Origin of the sequence: Comamonas koreensis, assembly GCF_014076495.1 — a bacterium.
Taxonomy (GTDB): Bacteria; Pseudomonadota; Gammaproteobacteria; order Burkholderiales; family Burkholderiaceae_C; genus Comamonas; species Comamonas squillarum.
This window is the reverse complement of the sequence record NZ_CP043575.1, coordinates 415,323-430,934: the sequence shown is the minus strand read 5'-3', so window position 1 is coordinate 430,934 and position 15,612 is coordinate 415,323. Positions and strand designations below refer to the sequence as shown.

The 15,612-nt window shown below is 63.5% G+C and carries 16 protein-coding genes and 1 riboswitch; of the genes, 8 read left to right on the top strand and 8 right to left on the bottom strand.

What is annotated here, in order from left to right; translation table 11 throughout:
* Window positions 1–52: 52 nt before the first annotated feature.
* A complete protein-coding gene (locus F0Q04_RS02070; protein ID WP_021025337.1) occupies window positions 53–508 on the top strand; it encodes a PACE efflux transporter in 456 nt (151 codons plus the stop codon).
* Window positions 509–572: 64 nt separating this feature from the next.
* Here the strand turns inward: F0Q04_RS02070 and gltS are convergent, their stop codons facing one another.
* Window positions 573–1,811, bottom strand: a complete 1,239-nt coding sequence (gene gltS / locus F0Q04_RS02065; RefSeq protein WP_182344212.1) for a sodium/glutamate symporter — start codon at window positions 1,809–1,811, stop codon at window positions 573–575.
* 225 nt (window positions 1,812–2,036) lie between these two features.
* A riboswitch (S-adenosyl-L-homocysteine riboswitch) is annotated at window positions 2,037–2,149 on the top strand.
* Window positions 2,150–2,184: 35 nt separating this feature from the next.
* Between gltS and metH the strand changes: the two genes are divergently transcribed.
* The 3 genes from metH (at window position 2,185) to F0Q04_RS02050 (ending at window position 6,661) form a co-directional block, all read left to right on the top strand.
* Entirely contained in the window at window positions 2,185–4,938 is a 2,754-nt protein-coding gene (metH, locus tag F0Q04_RS02060; RefSeq protein WP_182344210.1) for a methionine synthase, read from the top strand.
* A gap of 100 nt (window positions 4,939–5,038) precedes the next feature.
* On the top strand, window positions 5,039–5,308 hold the full coding sequence (locus F0Q04_RS02055) for a helix-turn-helix domain-containing protein (protein ID WP_116927469.1): 270 nt from the start codon (window positions 5,039–5,041) through the stop codon (window positions 5,306–5,308).
* A 3-nt stretch (window positions 5,309–5,311) separates the two neighbouring features.
* Window positions 5,312–6,661: a type II toxin-antitoxin system HipA family toxin gene (locus F0Q04_RS02050; protein WP_232539484.1), complete on the top strand. Its 1,350-nt coding sequence runs from the start codon at window positions 5,312–5,314 to the stop codon at window positions 6,659–6,661.
* Window positions 6,662–6,707: 46 nt separating this feature from the next.
* Here the strand turns inward: F0Q04_RS02050 and F0Q04_RS02045 are convergent, their stop codons facing one another.
* A complete protein-coding gene (locus F0Q04_RS02045) occupies window positions 6,708–7,313 on the bottom strand; it encodes a hypothetical protein (protein ID WP_182344208.1) in 606 nt (201 codons plus the stop codon).
* A gap of 250 nt (window positions 7,314–7,563) precedes the next feature.
* On the opposite strand from F0Q04_RS02045, the gene F0Q04_RS02040 reads away from it, so the two are divergent.
* The 3 genes from F0Q04_RS02040 to F0Q04_RS02030 all read left to right on the top strand — a co-directional run bounded on the left by F0Q04_RS02040 (window position 7,564) and on the right by F0Q04_RS02030 (window position 9,910).
* A complete protein-coding gene (locus F0Q04_RS02040; protein WP_116927471.1) occupies window positions 7,564–8,388 on the top strand; it encodes an ABC transporter substrate-binding protein in 825 nt (274 codons plus the stop codon).
* Between the two features lie 68 nt (window positions 8,389–8,456).
* The gene (locus F0Q04_RS02035) at window positions 8,457–9,224 is read left to right on the top strand and encodes an amino acid ABC transporter permease (protein WP_182344206.1); all 768 of its coding nucleotides are present in this window, start codon (window positions 8,457–8,459) and stop codon (window positions 9,222–9,224) included.
* Entirely contained in the window at window positions 9,221–9,910 is a 690-nt protein-coding gene (locus F0Q04_RS02030) for an amino acid ABC transporter permease (RefSeq protein WP_182344204.1), read from the top strand. The genes F0Q04_RS02035 and F0Q04_RS02030 overlap by 4 nt, the downstream gene beginning before the upstream one ends.
* A gap of 57 nt (window positions 9,911–9,967) precedes the next feature.
* Here F0Q04_RS02030 and F0Q04_RS02025 read toward each other — a convergent pair whose 3' ends face one another.
* From F0Q04_RS02025 to F0Q04_RS02015, 3 genes are all read right to left on the bottom strand, one after another.
* Window positions 9,968–11,329, bottom strand: a complete 1,362-nt coding sequence (locus F0Q04_RS02025) for a glycerophosphodiester phosphodiesterase family protein (protein WP_182344202.1) — start codon at window positions 11,327–11,329, stop codon at window positions 9,968–9,970.
* Window positions 11,330–11,601: 272 nt separating this feature from the next.
* Window positions 11,602–11,871 carry a hypothetical protein gene (locus F0Q04_RS02020; protein WP_021025328.1) on the bottom strand — a complete coding sequence of 90 codons (270 nt, stop codon included), beginning with the start codon at window positions 11,869–11,871 and terminating at the stop codon, window positions 11,602–11,604.
* 43 nt (window positions 11,872–11,914) lie between these two features.
* Window positions 11,915–12,694 carry an SDR family oxidoreductase gene (locus F0Q04_RS02015; protein ID WP_116927475.1) on the bottom strand — a complete coding sequence of 260 codons (780 nt, stop codon included), beginning with the start codon at window positions 12,692–12,694 and terminating at the stop codon, window positions 11,915–11,917.
* 123 nt (window positions 12,695–12,817) lie between these two features.
* Here F0Q04_RS02015 and F0Q04_RS02010 point away from each other — a divergent pair, with 123 nt between their 5' ends.
* Window positions 12,818–13,753, top strand: coding sequence for a LysR family transcriptional regulator (locus F0Q04_RS02010; RefSeq protein ID WP_116927476.1), 936 nt, complete (start codon window positions 12,818–12,820; stop codon window positions 13,751–13,753).
* Window positions 13,754–13,846: 93 nt separating this feature from the next.
* On the opposite strand, the gene F0Q04_RS02005 is transcribed toward F0Q04_RS02010, so the two are convergent.
* The 3 genes from F0Q04_RS02005 to F0Q04_RS02000 form a co-directional block, all read right to left on the bottom strand.
* Window positions 13,847–14,185, bottom strand: coding sequence for an RNA recognition motif domain-containing protein (locus F0Q04_RS02005; protein WP_116927477.1), 339 nt, complete (start codon window positions 14,183–14,185; stop codon window positions 13,847–13,849).
* A gap of 113 nt (window positions 14,186–14,298) precedes the next feature.
* Complete coding sequence (locus tag F0Q04_RS23915; RefSeq protein ID WP_116927500.1) at window positions 14,299–14,508, bottom strand: hypothetical protein; 210 nt, start codon at window positions 14,506–14,508, stop codon at window positions 14,299–14,301.
* A 263-nt stretch (window positions 14,509–14,771) separates the two neighbouring features.
* Window positions 14,772–15,371 carry an ankyrin repeat domain-containing protein gene (locus F0Q04_RS02000; RefSeq protein ID WP_232539483.1) on the bottom strand — a complete coding sequence of 200 codons (600 nt, stop codon included), beginning with the start codon at window positions 15,369–15,371 and terminating at the stop codon, window positions 14,772–14,774.
* Between the last annotated feature and the right edge of the window lie 241 nt (window positions 15,372–15,612).

Sequence of the window (15,612 nt, the reverse complement as noted above, 5' to 3'; positions counted from 1 at the left end):
CTGAAAGATTCTGACTTATGTTATCAGTTCATGACACATAAGATAGCGCCCCATGTCAGTTCAAAAAATACACAACAGCCCTTGGTCGCTGCAGGGGCCGATGCGGCGCGTGGTCTATGTGGCCCTGTACGAGGCCATCGCCATCGTGGCCGCCACGGCAGGCCTGTCGGCTCTGTCGGGCCAGGGCGCTGCGCACTCCGGTGTCGTAGCCGCCGCCTCGTCGGCCATCGCCATTCTGTGGAACGTGGTCTGGAACCACCTGTTCGAGCGCTGGGAAGCTACCCAACCCACCCGTGGGCGCGGGCTGGGCCGCCGCATTGCGCATGCGCTGGGCATGGAAGGCGGTCTCGTCTTCATGCTCGTGCCGCTGTTTGCCTGGTGGTTCGAGGTCAGCCTCTGGGATGCGCTGGTGATGGACATCGGCCTGCTGCTGTTCTTCCTGGTCTACACCTTTGTCTTCAACTGGTCGTTTGACCGCCTGTTTGGCCTGCCGCAATCGGCACAGTAGGGTCGGAAAGCACAACGGGGCGCCGTGTTACCACTGGCGCCCCGTTGCTGTTAATGGCTGTGCTTTAGCGCAACCAGGCAATCATCAGCTGCAGCACAAAGGCATTGATGATGTCGATAAAGAACGCACCTACCAGCGGCACGATCAGGAAGGCCTTGTGCGAGGGCCCGTACTGGCTGGTGATGGCCTGCATATTGGCCACAGCCGTCGGCGTGGCGCCCATGCCAAAGCCGCAGTGGCCGGCGGCCAGCACGGCGGCGTCGTAGTTGCGGCCCATCGTGCGGAAGGTGATGAAGACGGCAAACAGCGCCAGCGCCACGGTCTGCACCGCCAGGATGAGCATCAGCGGCCCGGCCAGATCGGCCAGCTCCCAGAGCTTGAGCGACAGCAGCGCAATGGCCAGGTAGATCGACAGGCCGGCGTTGCCGAACACGTCGATGGCACGGTCAAACACCTTGAAGCCAAAGCCGTAGTCGAGCACATTGCGGATCACCACGCCGCCGCCCAGCGCCCAGACAAAGGTGGGCAGCTGCAGCATCGTGCCCTGGGTGGCGCTGGTCATGAACTCGGCAAAGGCCAGGCAGCCGGCAAACAGCGCCAGGGTCTCGATGGCGGCCTCGGCGGTGATCAGGCGCGGGGCGGTATTGGGCGTCTCGAAATTGGCGACCTGGCTGCTGTCGTTGCCTGGGGTGTGCTCACTCACTTCCTTTTCAGCCAGCGTGCGTGGCTGGGCCAGCTGGTGGCGCGTGATCAGGCGCTTGGCCAGAGGGCCGCCCAGCAGGCCGCCGATGACCAGGCCAAAGGTGGCGCAGGCAATGCCCAGCGCGGTGGCGCCGCTCAGGCCGTATTGGTTCTCCAGCACCGAGCCCCAGGCGCCAGCGGTGCCGTGGCCGCCCAGCAAGGTGATCGAGCCCGCGACCAGGCCAATGAGCGGATCCAGCCCCAGCAAGGTGGCCAGGCCCACGCCGACACCGTTTTGCACAAAGATAAAGGCGACGATGACGCCCAGAAACACCACCAGGCCCATGCCGCCTTCGCGCAGCTTGGCAAAGTTGGCGCTCAGCCCGATCGACGAGAAGAACACCAGCATGAAGCTGGTCTGCATGCCGGTGGCAAAGGCCAGGGTCAGGCCGGTGGCCTGGTGCAGCGCAAAGATAAGGGCGGCCACCACCAGGCCGCCGGAAACGGGCTCGGGGATGTTGAAGTCGCGCAGGAAGCGGATGTGCCGCGTCAGCCACTTGCCCAGCAAGAGCACGAGGACGGCAAAGATCAGGGTGTAGTAAGCACTGAAACTCAGATGCAAGGGAATTCTCCTCAAAGTGCAGGTCTGGACCTGTTTGAAAACAGAAAGCCGGTGTTGCCTATGGGTTGGCGTTGTTTGCCGGCAAAGCGCTGCAATATGGGTGAATGCTGAAGCATCGTCTGATTGAATAGGGCTATAACCAACAATGGTGAATGGTGTTTGTGGCTATGGACAAGCCCCTCTGCCTGTGCTTTGGCGCCCGGCCTGGCTTAAAATGCAGGGCCTTGTTCCAAGGAGCGCTGCAGCAGGCCGGTGGTACCCCCATCGCAGGCCTGTCAGGCTTGGGGCAGGTCGACGGGCATGCCGCGCATGGCCCGCATCAACGGCGCTCACCTGTTCTGTCTCTGTTTTCTGGTTTTCACAGGTGAGCCCCATGTCCGCGTCTGCTGCCCCCGTTTCCGTTCCTCCCATGCGCCTGTCGGGCCTGGAGCCCGTGTTTGTTGGCGAGGACAGCCTGTTTGTCAACGTCGGTGAACGCACCAACGTGACGGGCTCCAAGGCCTTTGCGCGCCTGATCCTGAACGAGCAGTACGAAGAGGCGCTGGCCGTTGCGCGCCAGCAGGTGGAAAACGGCGCCCAGGTGATCGATGTGAACATGGACGAGGCCATGCTCGACAGCAAGGCCGCGATGGTGCGTTTTCTGAACCTGATCGCCTCCGAGCCCGATATCGCCCGCGTGCCCATCATGGTCGACAGCTCCAAATGGGAGGTGATCGAGGCGGGGCTGCGCTGCATCCAGGGCAAGGGCATCGTCAACTCCATCTCGATGAAAGAGGGCGTGGACGAGTTCAAAGCGCATGCGCGCCTGGTCAAGCGCTATGGCGCCGCCGCCGTGGTCATGGCCTTTGACGAAAAAGGCCAGGCCGATACCTACGAGCGCAAGATCGAGATCTGCGAGCGCGCCTACCGCATCCTGGTTGACGAGGTCGGTTTCCCGCCCGAGGACATCATCTTCGACCCCAACATCTTTGCCGTGGCCACCGGCATCGAAGAGCACAACAACTACGGCGTGGACTTCATCGAGGCGACGCGCTGGATCAAGCAGAACCTGCCCGGCGCCAAGGTGAGCGGCGGCGTATCGAACGTGTCGTTCTCGTTCCGCGGCAACGACCCGGTGCGCGAGGCGATCCACACGGTGTTCCTGTACCACGCAATCCAGGCGGGCATGGACATGGGCATCGTCAACGCCGGCATGGTCGGCGTCTATGACGACCTCGAGCCGGTGCTGCGCGAGCGCGTCGAAGACGTGGTGCTCAACCGCCGCCCCGACGCCGGCGAGCGCCTGGTCGAAGTGGCCGACAGCGCCAAGAGCGGTGCCAAGGACGACAGCAAGAAGCTCGAATGGCGCGGCACGCCCGACAGCCCCAAGACGGTGAATGAGCGCCTGTCGCATGCGCTGGTGCATGGCATCACCGACTTCATCACCGAAGACACCGAAGAGGCCTACCAGGCCATCGTCGTGCAAGGCGGCGGGCGCCCGCTGCATGTGATCGAAGGGCCGCTGATGGACGGCATGAACATCGTCGGCGACCTGTTTGGCGCCGGCAAGATGTTCCTGCCCCAGGTGGTCAAGTCGGCCCGCGTGATGAAGCAGGCCGTGGCCCACCTGGTGCCCTATATCGAAGAGGAAAAGCGCCAGCAGGAAGCGGCGGGCATGGACGTGTCGAGCAAGGGCAAGATCGTCATCGCCACCGTCAAGGGCGATGTGCATGACATCGGCAAGAACATCGTCACCGTGGTGCTGCAGTGCAATAACTTCGAGGTCATCAATATGGGCGTGATGGTGCCCTGCCACGAGATCCTGGCCCGTGCCAAGGCCGAGGGCGCGGACATCATTGGCCTGTCGGGCCTGATCACGCCCAGCCTCGAAGAGATGCAGTATGTGGCCGGCGAGATGCACAAGGACGACTATTTCCGCATCAAGAAAATTCCGCTGCTGATTGGCGGCGCCACCTGCTCGCGCGTGCACACGGCGGTGAAGATTGCGCCCAAGTACGAAGGCCCGGTGCTTTACGTGCCTGATGCTTCGCGCAGCGTGAGCGTGGCCCAGAGCCTGCTGGGTGAGAACAAGGACCGCTACCTGCAAGAGGTGGAGGCCGACTACGACAAGGTGCGCACCCAGCACGCCAACAAGAAGAAAACGCCGCTGTGGACCCTGGCCCAGGCCCGCGCCAATGCCACCCCGGTGGATTTTGCCGCGCACCCGCCCGTCACGCCCCGCGTGCTGGGCCGCCGCGTGTTCAAGAACTTTGACCTGGCCGAGATCGCCCAGTACATCGACTGGGGTCCATTCTTCCAGACCTGGGACCTGGCCGGCCCGTACCCCGCCATCCTCGACGATGAGGTGGTCGGTGTGGAGGCGCGCAAGGTGCTGGCTGATGCCCAGGCCATGCTCAAGAAGATCATCGAAGGCCGCTGGCTGCAGGCCAATGGCGTGATGGGCCTGTTCCCCGCCAACCGCGTGGGCGACGACATCGTGTTCTACACCGACGAGTCGCGCAGCACCGAGCTGCTGACCTGGTACGGCATGCGCCAGCAAACCGAGAAGCAGGCGGTGGACAACGTGATGCGCCCCAGCCGCTGCCTGGCCGACTTTGTGGCCCCCAAGGAATCGGGCATCGGCGACTACGCCGGCCTGTTTGCCGTCACGGCTGGCATTGGCGCCGAGAAAAAGGACAAGGAATTTGAAGCCGCACTGGACGACTACAGCGGCATCATGTTCAAGGCCCTGGCCGACCGCCTGGCCGAAGCCTTTGCCGAATGCCTGCACCTGCGCGTGCGCCAAGACCTGTGGGGCTATGCCGCCGATGAGCAGCTGAGCAACGAGGAACTCATCAAGGAAAAATACCAGGGCGTGCGCCCCGCCCCCGGCTACCCCGCCTGCCCGGACCACACCGCCAAGATCGACCTGTTCAAGGCGCTGGATGCCGCCGATATCGGCATGCACCTCACCGAGAGCCTGGCCATGTTCCCCGCCTCCAGCGTCAGTGGCTTCTACCTGGGCTACCCCGAAGCCGTCTACTTCAATGTCGGCGAAATCGGCGAGGACCAGCTGGCCGATATGGCCCAGCGCCGGGGCATGGACATCGAGGTCCTGCGCCGCGCGCTGGCGCCGAATCTGGCGTAAATACAATCCTTAGGTTGTAAAACGGAAATACAGCCTATATTTTGTAAATCACAAATACAGCGTATAGTGTGTTTTTCTGCTGCTTGCAGAGGAGCGCGCCATGGACGAATTCACCGTACGCACGACGGCACAGCTGCCGACGCTGCTCAAAGCCTTTCGCAAGACGGCCAAGCTGACCCAGGCGGATGTGGCCACGCGTCTGGGGGTCACCCAGCAGACGGTCTCGGCCATGGAGCGCAATGCCGAGTCGGTCAGCGCTGAACGCTTGATGAAGCTGATGGGCATCCTGGGCGTGGATCTGGTATTGCGCGCCCGCCCGGCCACGTCTCCGGACACCGGCCGTGAACTGCAGACACTGGATAGCTGGTAAGCCATGCGCAGCGTTGGCCATAACAAAGCCCTGGGCCTGTGGATGAACGGCCACCGTGTCGGGACATGGCGCGTAGAGGCGGGTAGCGATGTTTTGCAGTACGACGACGCCTGGGTGCGTGATGTGGCTCTGCGCCGGCCCTTGTCCTTGTCACTGCCCTTCACACCGGGAAATGGTCCGCACAAAGGCGAGGCGGTGCGCTTTTATTTCCAGAACCTGCTGCCGGACAACGAGCAGATTTTGGAGCGCATCGCGCGCCGCTACAAAGTAGGCGCTACAGACCCCAATGCGCTGTTGCGGGAAATTGGCAGAGACTGCGTTGGCGCCTTGCAGATCCTGCCCGCTGGTGAGGCGTCCCCCGAAGAACCGGAGATGCAGTACGAGGTGCTGAGCGAGGCGGACGTGGCGCGCCTGGTTCGCGCCGTGGTGAACCCGACGCAGTCTGGCGATGGCGGTCTGGATGACGACGATTTCCGGATCTCGATTGCCGGGGCGCAGGAGAAAACCGCGCTGCTTTACTGGGCCGGCCAATGGTGCAGACCCCTGGGTGCAACACCGACTTCACACATCCTGAAATTGCCGCTGGGTCTGATTGGCAATATGCAGATCGACATGCGCCACTCGGTAGAGAACGAATGGCTGTGTTCGAAGCTGGTGGCCGCCTTTGGGATTCCGATTGCGCCCTGCGACGTGCTGCGCTTTGAAGACCAGAAGGTGTTGGCCGTTGAACGCTTTGACCGGAGCGTATGGAAGGAGAAGGTCCTGGTACGGATCCCGCAGGAGGACATGTGCCAGGCCAGTGGTGTCTCGCCCATTCTCAAATACGAGAGTGATGGCGGGCCCGGCGTCGATACCATCATGGACTTGCTGGCGAGATCCAAAAGTCCGGGGACAGACCGGTTCCAGTTCTTTATGGCACAGCTGTTGTTTTGGATGCTGTGTGCCACTGACGGCCATGCCAAGAACTTCAGCATCTTTTTGCGGCCCCAGGGCGTGTTCGAGATGACGCCGCTGTATGACGTGCTCTCGGCCTACCCCATTTGGGGAGCCGGGCCTGGCAAGTTGTCGCCCCACAAGGCGCGCATGGCCATGGCCGTGCGTTCCAAAAATGCGCACTGGAACATGAACAAGATCATGCGCTGCCACTGGGAGGCTGTGGGCGAGCGCTATGGCATCCGCTCGCCCCAAGGCTTGGATGTGCGAGCAATCATCGACCAAGTGGTGGAGATGACACCGGACGTGATTGCCCGCGCCGAAAAGCAACTACCCCCTGACTTTCCGCAGAGCGTGTCAACGGCCATATTCCAAGGCCTGCAAGACGCCGCGAACCGCCTGGGCAGGGTGCATGACTGAGCTGCGGTGTTGATCCAGGACAGCGCTCGCCCCAAGGCTTCACAGCTCAACCCGCCAAGATCCCCTCCAGATTTGCCCGCAGCGCCGTAGCGCGCTCCGTCACCCGCGGCAGCGCTGCTTGGGCGATCGATTGCGCCAGTAACGCCTCACCCAACACGACGGCGACCCGGGCCCAGGTGAGCAGGTGGGCGGGGTGCATATCCTTGTCCTGCGCCGCCAGCCGGGCGGCGGCCAGGAACGACGCGGGGTAGGCGCTGAAAGGGGCAAAAAAGGCCTGGGACTGCCGCTGCCATTCCGACACTACAAAGGCCACTGATTCGGCCGCCTCCTGTGCGCTGGTGCCATAGGCAAACTCGGCATCTGCGGCGTTGCGAAAGCCGGCGATGACCGAGCCGCGCCAGGCGCAGTCATGGTCGCGCATCGCCGGCGGCGCGGGCATGGCGCCACCGGCCACATCGCCCAGCGCCAGCAGATGGGCGCCCAGGTTGACCTGGAACACCGCGCTGCGCGGGCGATGCTGGACCTCAACGACATGCACCACGCCACCGTCCAGCACACGCCGGGCGATATCGCCCTGGCGGACAAAGCCGGCGGCCACAAGTTGCGGGAAGAACTGCGCACGCAATTCGCTGGTGGTGGTTTTGCGGTCCATGGTGGGTTGTTCTTGGGGGATGGGGCGGCAGGTGCAGACATCGGGTGTGCCGCGCACCCTTGCTTATAAAGCCTTTTGAGCGTTTTGCGCGATGTGCTTTGTCGTCGAGTCGTACATGCGAAATCTACATATCGATTGAATGAAATCGTCGTTGTCCAACGACGGTCTGTATTCCTACACTGGGCCCTCAATCAAGTTTTCGCTGGCCAGGGCATGGTGCCCTGGCGTGGGGATCTCAGAAAGCATAGCTATGAAAAACAAGGCATGGGCGATGGTGGCCACCGCTGCGGTGGCAGCGCTGGCATCGGGGGCGGTGTGGGCCGATCGCCTGCAGGATATCAAGCAGGCGGGGGTGCTGCGCGTGGCAGCCTTTGATGCCAATCCACCGTTTGGTTTTGTCGATCCCAAGACGCGCAAGATCGTGGGTCTGGATGTGGACTATGCGCAGGCCTTTGCGCAGCGACTGGGCGTGAAGCTGCAGCTGGTGCCGACCAACCCGGCCAACCGCGTGCCGCTGCTGCTGTCGAACAAGGTGGACCTGGTGCTGGCCAATTTCACGATCACCGAGGAGCGTGCCAAGCAGGTGGGCTTCAGCGTTCCCTACTTTGCCTCGGGCACACAGTTCATCGCGGCCAAGGGCACGTTGACCTCGCCCGCGCAACTGAACCAGCTGCGCATCGGTGTGGACAAGGGCACGACCAATGAGATCGTGCTGCGCGAGAAGCACCCGCAAGCCACCTTGGTGGCCTATGACGACACGCCGTTTGCGTTCACTGCGCTGCGCAATGGCAATGTGCAGGCCATCTCGCAAGACGGCCCCAAGCTGGTCGGCCTGCTGGCCACGATCAAGGATAAAAAGGAGCGCGACAAGTGGGAGGTGCCGGCGTTCACGATATCGAGCGACTACATCGGCGTGGGCATTCCCAAGGGGGAGGCTGCGCTGACCGACTTTGTCAACACCGCCCTCAAGGAACTGGAGGCCAGCGGCCAGGCCGGCAAGATCTACGACACCTGGTTCGGGCCGCAGAGCGCGACACCGCTGGTGCGCAATTTCAAGATCGGCGACAAGCCATAACAGCATAGGTACCGCACAACCCCCGCGTCTGAGAAGGCGCGGGGCTGTGCCTTTTGGGGTTGGTGTTTATGCAATTTTTGATCTCCTGGCTGGAGCCGCTGTGGCCGCATCTGCTGGCGGGCAAGTACTGGCGCTGGCTGCTGGAGGGCTGGTGCACCACGGTGCTGGCCTCGCTGCTGGTGATGGCGGCGTCCACCGTGCTGGGCATCGGCTTTGCGGTGGCGCGCAGCACGGCCTGGGCGCCACTGCGCTGGCTGGCGCTGGCCTACCTGTCGGTGTTTCGCAATACGCCGCTCTTGGTGCAGCTGTTCTTTTGGTACTTTGGCGTTCCCAGCCTGCTGCCACCGGCCTGGATGGCCTGGCTCAACCAGGCGCACAGCCTGGCGCTGGGCCCGTTCAGCCTGGGCTGGCCTTCGCTGGAGTTTGTCTCGGCCTGCATCGGCATGGTGTTCTATGCGACGGCCTATGTGGGCGAAGAGGTGCGCGCGGGCATCAACAGCGTGCCGGCCAGCCAGAGCCAGGCGGCGCGCTCGCTGGGCATGGGCGGCTGGCAGCTGCTGCGCCATATCGTGCTGCCCCAGGCGCTGGCGCGGGTCATCTCGCCGCTGATGGGCCAGTACATGAACATCGTCAAGAACACCTCGCTGGGCATGGCCATTGGCCTGGCCGAGCTCTCGTACCGGGCGCGCCAGGTGGAGGCCGAGACCTTCCAGTCCTTCCAGGTCTATGGCATCACCACCTTGCTCTACATCGTGCTGATCATCGGGCTGGAGCTGCTCAGCCAGCACCTGGCCCAGCGCCGCCGCTGGGGCCGGGTGGAGGTGAGGCGCGCATGAACTTTGCTGCACTGAGCGATGACTGGCACTACCTGCTGGTGGGCACCTTTCCCGATGGGCCACCGGGCGGCGCCTTGCTGAGCCTGATGCTGAGCGCCGTCTCCGGCCTGCTATCTGCCGTGCTGGGGCTGGCACTGGGCATTGCGCTGGTGATGGGGCGGGGCCGGGCCTTGCAGTACCTGCGGGTGGTGCTGGGCTTTTTGCGCGCCATTCCGGTGCTGCTGCTGATCTTCTGGATTTATTTTTTGCTGCCGGTGCTGTTCAACGTGGATGTGCCGGGCAGCGTCTCGGTGGTCTGTGCGCTGTCGCTGGTCAGCGGCGCCTACCTGGCCCATGGCGTGGCCGCTGGCCTGCAGGCGGTTGCGCCGGGCCAGTGGGATGCGGGCGCGGCGCTGGGCCTGACGCGCTGGCAGGTGCTGCGCAGCCTCATCCTGCCCCAGGCGCTGGCGGTGATGCTGCCCTCGTTTGTGAACCAGTGGGTGACCCTGATCAAGGACAGCTCGCTGGCCTATATCGTCGGCGTGGGCGAGCTGTCCTTTCTGTCCACCCAGGTCAATGCGCGGCTGATGGTGCACCCGGCCGAGGTGTTCCTGCTGGTGGGCGCGATCTACTGGCTGATGTGCTCGGCGCTGAACCTGCTGGCCTGGGCGCTGGCGCGGCGCAGCCAGCCGCGCTTGGCGCGCTGAGGCAGGCATCAAAAAAGGACGCCAGGGCGTCCTTGGGGGTGGAAGCAGCTGCCTGGCTTACTGGTTCTTCAGCTCGGCAATGTAGGCATCGCGGGCCTGCACGCCCGTCGGGGTGAAGTCGGTGAACACGCCATCGATGCCCAGGCGGTAGTAGGCCAGGAACTCCTGCACCGGGTCACCCTTGTAGATGCCGGCCAGGCGGCCCGCTTCGTTGCGGAAGGTGAAGCTGTGCACGATCAGGCCAGCCTTGTGGGCGTTGGCGATCAGGCCGGTGTCCTTCAAGGTGTTGACGTCCTTCAGGCCGGCGCCGTCCTTGTAGGGCACGACGGAGTGGGCCAGGACCTGGGGCTTCCAGGGGCCGATGCCGTCGGCATAGGTCTTGATCTCGGCCAGGCCGGCCGGGGTCTGCATCACGGCAAAGGTGCGGGCATCGCCAGCCAGGGTCCAGCTGTAGGGGCGGCCGCTGATGAAGGTCCATTCATCGGTGGTGATGTAGACCATCGAGCCGTCCTTGAGGTCGAAGTCATTGCCATCGATCAGCTGCACGCCCTTGGCCTTCATGCCGGCCTTGCGCAGGTACTTGAGGCTCTCAGGGTCAAAGCTCTGGATGTAGATGGCCGAGTCCTTGCTGTTGAGCTTGTTCTTCTCGAGCAGCGCCATCACGGCATCTTCAAACGGGTGGCTGCCGCTGCCGCAACCATTGGCGATCGCCTGCTGGTTGTTCCAGTAGGGGTTCTTGGTTTCGGCATACACGGGGATGGTGCGGCCCAGCGCCTTGCCCTTGGCCGCTGCGATGTCGATCACATCCTGGGCGCTGATCAGCGGCAGCTTGCCGTTCCACTCGGTGGGGCGGTCGGCGCGGTTGTCCAAGGTGGTGCCGGCAATCCAGTCGCGCAGCTCCTGCATCGTGAAGTCGCTGATCGACCAGTCATTGCTGTGGTCTTCGCCGTCGACGATCAGCGCCTTGAGCACCGACTTCTGGTTGCCCGGCTCGACCAGGTCCGTCAGGTACTGGCTGGGGCCGTTGGCCGGGATGGCGGGGTATTTCACATTCACCAGCACGCCGGGCGTGGTGCGCTTGCGGGCTGCCACGGCGGCATTGGTCTTGGCCACATCGGCGATGTTGGTGCTGTCGCTCAGCCAGGCGTTGTGGCGGGCCACCAGCTGGCAGTCACGCGTCATGTGCATGTCCAGCTCCAGCATGTCGGCACCGGCGTCGGCCGCCTTCTCGTAGGCCATGCGGGTCTGCTCGGGGTACATGCCCGAGTAGCCACGGTGGGCGATCACCTGGGGCTGCTTGCCGTCCAGGGTCTTGAAGCTCGGATCATCATCGCCGCCGCCGCAGGCGGTCATCAGCAGAGCTGCGCACATCGCAGCGCCCAGCGTGGCCAGGCGAAAGGTGGGTTGGTGTGTTGTCATCGTCCGTTGTCCCCAGGGTTGGTGAATCAGCAAGTGGATGGATGCTGCGGGGTCGGTATGACGGCACGGTGACAATGTAAAGCGCGCGTCTGCGGCTCACAACAGGCGAGGTGTGCAGGCACTTGTCGGTCTTTGCTGCCGCCTGTAGAGAACACCCCCATCAACCGCTGCAGGCATCCAATTCCACGCACCAGCGTAGTGCAAGGCAGGCAGCGGGCCCAGTGTTTTCGATGCTGCAGCGCGGCAACTGTGGTGTTCTGTCCAATCGCCGATCAGGCGCGGCCCAGCCACCAGACCAGGCCCAGCGCCAGCGCGGCGGGCACGGCGAAGTTGACGAGCAAGATGGGCAGCTCCTGCGCGACGGTATAGCCGGCCTTGTGGACGCCGACCCACATATTGACCAGCGCGACCCCCAGCCAGGCGGGGATGAAGTACTTGGCCGCCAGCGCGATGCTGGCCGCATCGGCGCCCCAGAGCTTGCCCAGCAGGGCAAAGACGGCCAGCAGCAGCAAGCCGGTCAGCATGACCAAAATCATATGCATGGGCAACTCCTTGTGGTGGTGGGAGGGCGGCGCCCTCCAGGCTTTATTTTGTCGTATAGCCGCCGTTGATCAGAATCGTCTGGCCGGTGATCCACCAGCCATCGCTCACCAGGTGGCGCACAAAGGGCACCACGTCTTCGATGTCGGTCAGGCCCGTCTGGCTGAACGGCGACAGCGCCGCTGCGCTCTTGTGGTAGGCCTGCGCGTCAGCGCTTTCCTGGCCGTAGAAGAAGGGCGTGTCCATCGGGCCGGGGCCCACGGCGGTGACCGAGATGCCGCGCGCGCCCAGCTCCTTGGCCGCTGCGCGGGTGTAGTGCTCCACCGGCGCCTTGGTGCCCGCGTAGGACGCGTAAAACGGCGTGAAGGCGCCCAGCAGCGAGGTGACCAGCGTGCAGATCTTGCCGCCATCATTCACCTGCTTGCCTGCCTCCTTCAAGAAGAAGAAGGCGGCCTTGTTGTTGACCGCATCCATCTCGTCAAACTCCGCTTCGCTGATCTCGGCCATCGGCTTTTTCAGCACCTTGCCGACGGTGTTGATCGCAATGTCGGGGCGGCCCAGCGCGGCCACGGTGTCGGCAAACAGCTTCTCCACGGCGGCGGCCGTGGTCAGGTCGCCTTGCAGCATCACCGCCTTGGCGCCCAGCTTTTGCAGCGCTGCCAGCGTCTGCTCGGCATCGGCCTTGCTCGCTGCGCTGTTGTAGTGGATGGCCACGGCCTTGGCGCCATGCTGGACAAAGTCGGTGGCCAGCAGGCCGCCCAGGTTTTTGGCACCGCCGGCGATCAAAACGGTCTTGCCCTGCAGGCTGTGTTGGGGTTTGGACATGAAAAGCTCCTTGGGGATAGGTCAGAGCTGTTCAGCGTAATTGGTCACGAAACAAAGATAAATATAGAATTTATTCCATGTTTATCCAGAATTTATTAACAATGAATGTGCAGGATCCGGGCTATGGACCGCATTGACCTGCTGCGCATCTTTTTGCGTGTGGCCGCGACCGGCAGCTTTTCCCAGGCCGCCGACCAGCTGGCGCTGCCCCGGCCCACCGTGTCGCTGGCGGTGCAGCAGTTGGAAGCCCGGCTGGGCACGCGCCTGCTCCACCGCACCACACGCAAGGTAGCGCTGACGTTGGATGGCCAGGCGCTGGTTGATAGCGCCAGCAGCCTGGTTGATGAGATGCAGGACCTCGAGCAGCGCTTTCGCCCGCAATCGCATGCCGTGGCCGGGCGCCTGCGCATCGATGTGCCCAGCCGCGTGGCGCGGCTGATCGTCGCCCCCGCATTGCCAGCGCTGCTGGCGCAGCACCCGGGGCTGGAGGTGGATCTGGGCTCCAGCGACCGGGCGGTGGACCTGGTGCAGGAGCACATCGACTGCGCCTTGCGCGTGGGACCGCTGGCCCACAGCTCGCTGGTGGCCAAGGCGCTGGGCAGCATGGAACTGATCAACTGCGCCAGCCCCACCTACCTGGCCCGGCAGGGCACGCCGCAGACACCGGCTGACCTGGCAGGCCACCAGAGCGTGCACTACAACTCGCCCACCAGTGGGCGCCCTGCCGCCTGGGAATGGGTGGAGGGCGGCGCCGAGCACAGCATGGTGCTGCCCGGGGCTGTGGGTGCCAACCATGTGGAGAGCTATATCGCCTGCGCGCTGGCGGGCCTGGGCCTGATCCAGATACCGCGCTATGACGTGCAGGCCCATCTGCAGTCGGGCGAGCTGGTGCAGGTGCTGCACAGCTACCCGCCGCCTGCGCTGCCGGTGCATGTGCTCTACCTGCACCGGGCGCAGCTGTCGCGCCGGGTGCGGGTGTTCATCGACTGGATCGCGCAGCTGCTGGCGCAGGCCGGAGCGATTGCGCCCGGCCCGGACGGCCCCGTGTCCGCTCCATGACAAAGCGCCTCTCTGTACCAGCGGTACCGAGAGGCGCTTTGTAAGGCCTGATCGAACCGGCTACGACAGCCGGGTCTTCAAGATGCGATGCGCTCAGTAACGGCCACCGCCGTAGCCGCCTTGGCCGTAGCCCACGTCGGAGCGACCGCCCGAGTTGCTGTAGCCACCCGCGCCTCTGGATTCTTCACGGGGGCGGGCCAGGTTGACGACGATCTGGCGTCCGTCGACCGACCTGCCATTGAGCGCGTCGATTGCTGCCTGGGCCACATCGGCCGAGGCCATTTCGACAAAGCCGAATCCCTTGGAGCGACCGGTATCGCGGTCCATCATGACTTTGGCGGAGGTCACCGAACCGAATTCGGAGAAGTTGTCCTGGAGACTGGAATCGGTCACGGAATAGGGCAGGTTGCCCACATAAATTTTGCTGCTCATGTCAGAGCCTTTCTGAAAGAAGTTGCACCATGGGTGCGCATGGAGTGGCGGCGGACTGGACAGACCAGGCCATGTCGCCAAGGAATGGGAGGGGTGGTGTTGCCACCCCGCGGTCAGCAGACCGGAGGCTTGGGCATGGATGACTGCAGCCAGCCTTGGGTCACTGCAAAGATGCGCGCCGCTTCTGCAGAGGCGAATGTCTTGTCGAAGCGGAATACCCGGCAATAGCTGCCATTGCCCGGTGATCGCTGGAAGGAGAAGGAGGCGCCAAAGCGGCCATTGGGCGCTTGGTGGGTCGACGGGGAAACGAGGTACTTCCCGATGGAAATAAAAGTCTTAGAAATGGGTATCAATCAGGATCACGGGCTTGGGCAGCCTGTGTGAGCGTGTAGGTACGCGGTTGACTGCTGCTCTGCAGACCAACCAGGCGAATGTCGCCAAGAACGCTGGAAGTAGCCCTGCCACCCACCAGCGGGAAAAAGAGGCTTGCACAGCGGCAAATACCTCTCAGACGGTGTTCACTATAAAGCAATAGTTATAAAAAGTCTAATTTTTATTAACGTATTGCATAAAACAACGTTGCGCCTCAGCGCGCACCGGCCGCTGTCAGCATCTCCACCATCGCGCTATAGCCGCGTTGCCGGGCATGGGCCAGCGGTGTCACGCCCTCCTTGTCGGCCAGGTTGACATCGGCCTTGGCATCGATCAAGAGCTGCAGGATCTGCTGGTGGCGCGGGCCGCCATCGCTCAGCACGATGGCCTCCATCAGCGCCGTCCAGCCCAGGCGGTTGACATGGTTCACATCGACGCCGGCGTTGATGAGGGTGCGCACGGTCTCGACATGGCCGCGCTCGGCTGCCGGGATCAGCGCGGTGCCGCCATAGCGGTTGGTGCTGCGCAGGTCGGCGCCATGGGCCAGCGTCATCTGCAGGATCTCCTGGTGGCCGCGTGCGCCGGCGTACAGGTAGGGGCTGTCTTCGATGTGGTCCTTGGCATTCACATCGGCGCCGGCCTCGATCAAGGCCCTGGCCGCTGCCACCTGGTTGCTCTGGGTGGCTACGAGCAGCGGCGTGCGGCCCTGGGCATCGCGTGCATCGAGGGCGCTGGCGCCACCGTTTTGCAGCAGTTGCTGGATGCGGCTGCCGTTGTTGGCAGCCGCTGCCTGGTGCAGGGCGAGCGTGGTCATGTTCTGTGCGTGGGCAGGGGGTTGCGTCAGTTGAAAGGCCAGGCCAAGGCAGAGGCTGAGCAAGGGGCGCATGGGGTTTCCTTTGAACAGGTTCTTACAGCGGGGGTATGGCAGCCGCGTCCATCCCCTCCAGTTCATATACTCCCAAAACCATAGCTGGTCTTGCAGGCTTAGTGGGTGCGAAAGGGCATTCTTGCACAGGAATGCCGGATGCCGGTGGAGATGAGAGACAAGGGAGTGC

What these genes read in the sequence shown, in the direction of transcription:
- F0Q04_RS02020 (WP_021025328.1), bottom strand. Translation starts at nt 11,871, where the DNA reads ATGCATATGATTTTGGTCATGCTGACCGGCTTGCTGCTGCTGGCCGTC.
- F0Q04_RS02070 (WP_021025337.1), top strand. Translation starts at nt 53, where the DNA reads ATGTCAGTTCAAAAAATACACAACAGCCCTTGGTCGCTGCAGGGGCCG.
- F0Q04_RS02025 (WP_182344202.1), bottom strand. Translation starts at nt 11,329, where the DNA reads ATGACAACACACCAACCCACCTTTCGCCTGGCCACGCTGGGCGCTGCG.
- F0Q04_RS02035 (WP_182344206.1), top strand. Translation starts at nt 8,457, where the DNA reads ATGCAATTTTTGATCTCCTGGCTGGAGCCGCTGTGGCCGCATCTGCTG.
- F0Q04_RS02015 (WP_116927475.1), bottom strand. Translation starts at nt 12,694, where the DNA reads ATGTCCAAACCCCAACACAGCCTGCAGGGCAAGACCGTTTTGATCGCC.
- F0Q04_RS02045 (WP_182344208.1), bottom strand. Translation starts at nt 7,313, where the DNA reads ATGGACCGCAAAACCACCACCAGCGAATTGCGTGCGCAGTTCTTCCCG.
- F0Q04_RS02040 (WP_116927471.1), top strand. Translation starts at nt 7,564, where the DNA reads ATGAAAAACAAGGCATGGGCGATGGTGGCCACCGCTGCGGTGGCAGCG.
- F0Q04_RS02005 (WP_116927477.1), bottom strand. Translation starts at nt 14,185, where the DNA reads ATGAGCAGCAAAATTTATGTGGGCAACCTGCCCTATTCCGTGACCGAT.
- F0Q04_RS02000 (WP_232539483.1), bottom strand. Translation starts at nt 15,371, where the DNA reads ATGACCACGCTCGCCCTGCACCAGGCAGCGGCTGCCAACAACGGCAGC.
- F0Q04_RS02010 (WP_116927476.1), top strand. Translation starts at nt 12,818, where the DNA reads ATGGACCGCATTGACCTGCTGCGCATCTTTTTGCGTGTGGCCGCGACC.
- F0Q04_RS02050 (WP_232539484.1), top strand. Translation starts at nt 5,312, where the DNA reads ATGCGCAGCGTTGGCCATAACAAAGCCCTGGGCCTGTGGATGAACGGC.
- metH (WP_182344210.1), top strand. Translation starts at nt 2,185, where the DNA reads ATGTCCGCGTCTGCTGCCCCCGTTTCCGTTCCTCCCATGCGCCTGTCG.
- F0Q04_RS02030 (WP_182344204.1), top strand. Translation starts at nt 9,221, where the DNA reads ATGAACTTTGCTGCACTGAGCGATGACTGGCACTACCTGCTGGTGGGC.
- F0Q04_RS02055 (WP_116927469.1), top strand. Translation starts at nt 5,039, where the DNA reads ATGGACGAATTCACCGTACGCACGACGGCACAGCTGCCGACGCTGCTC.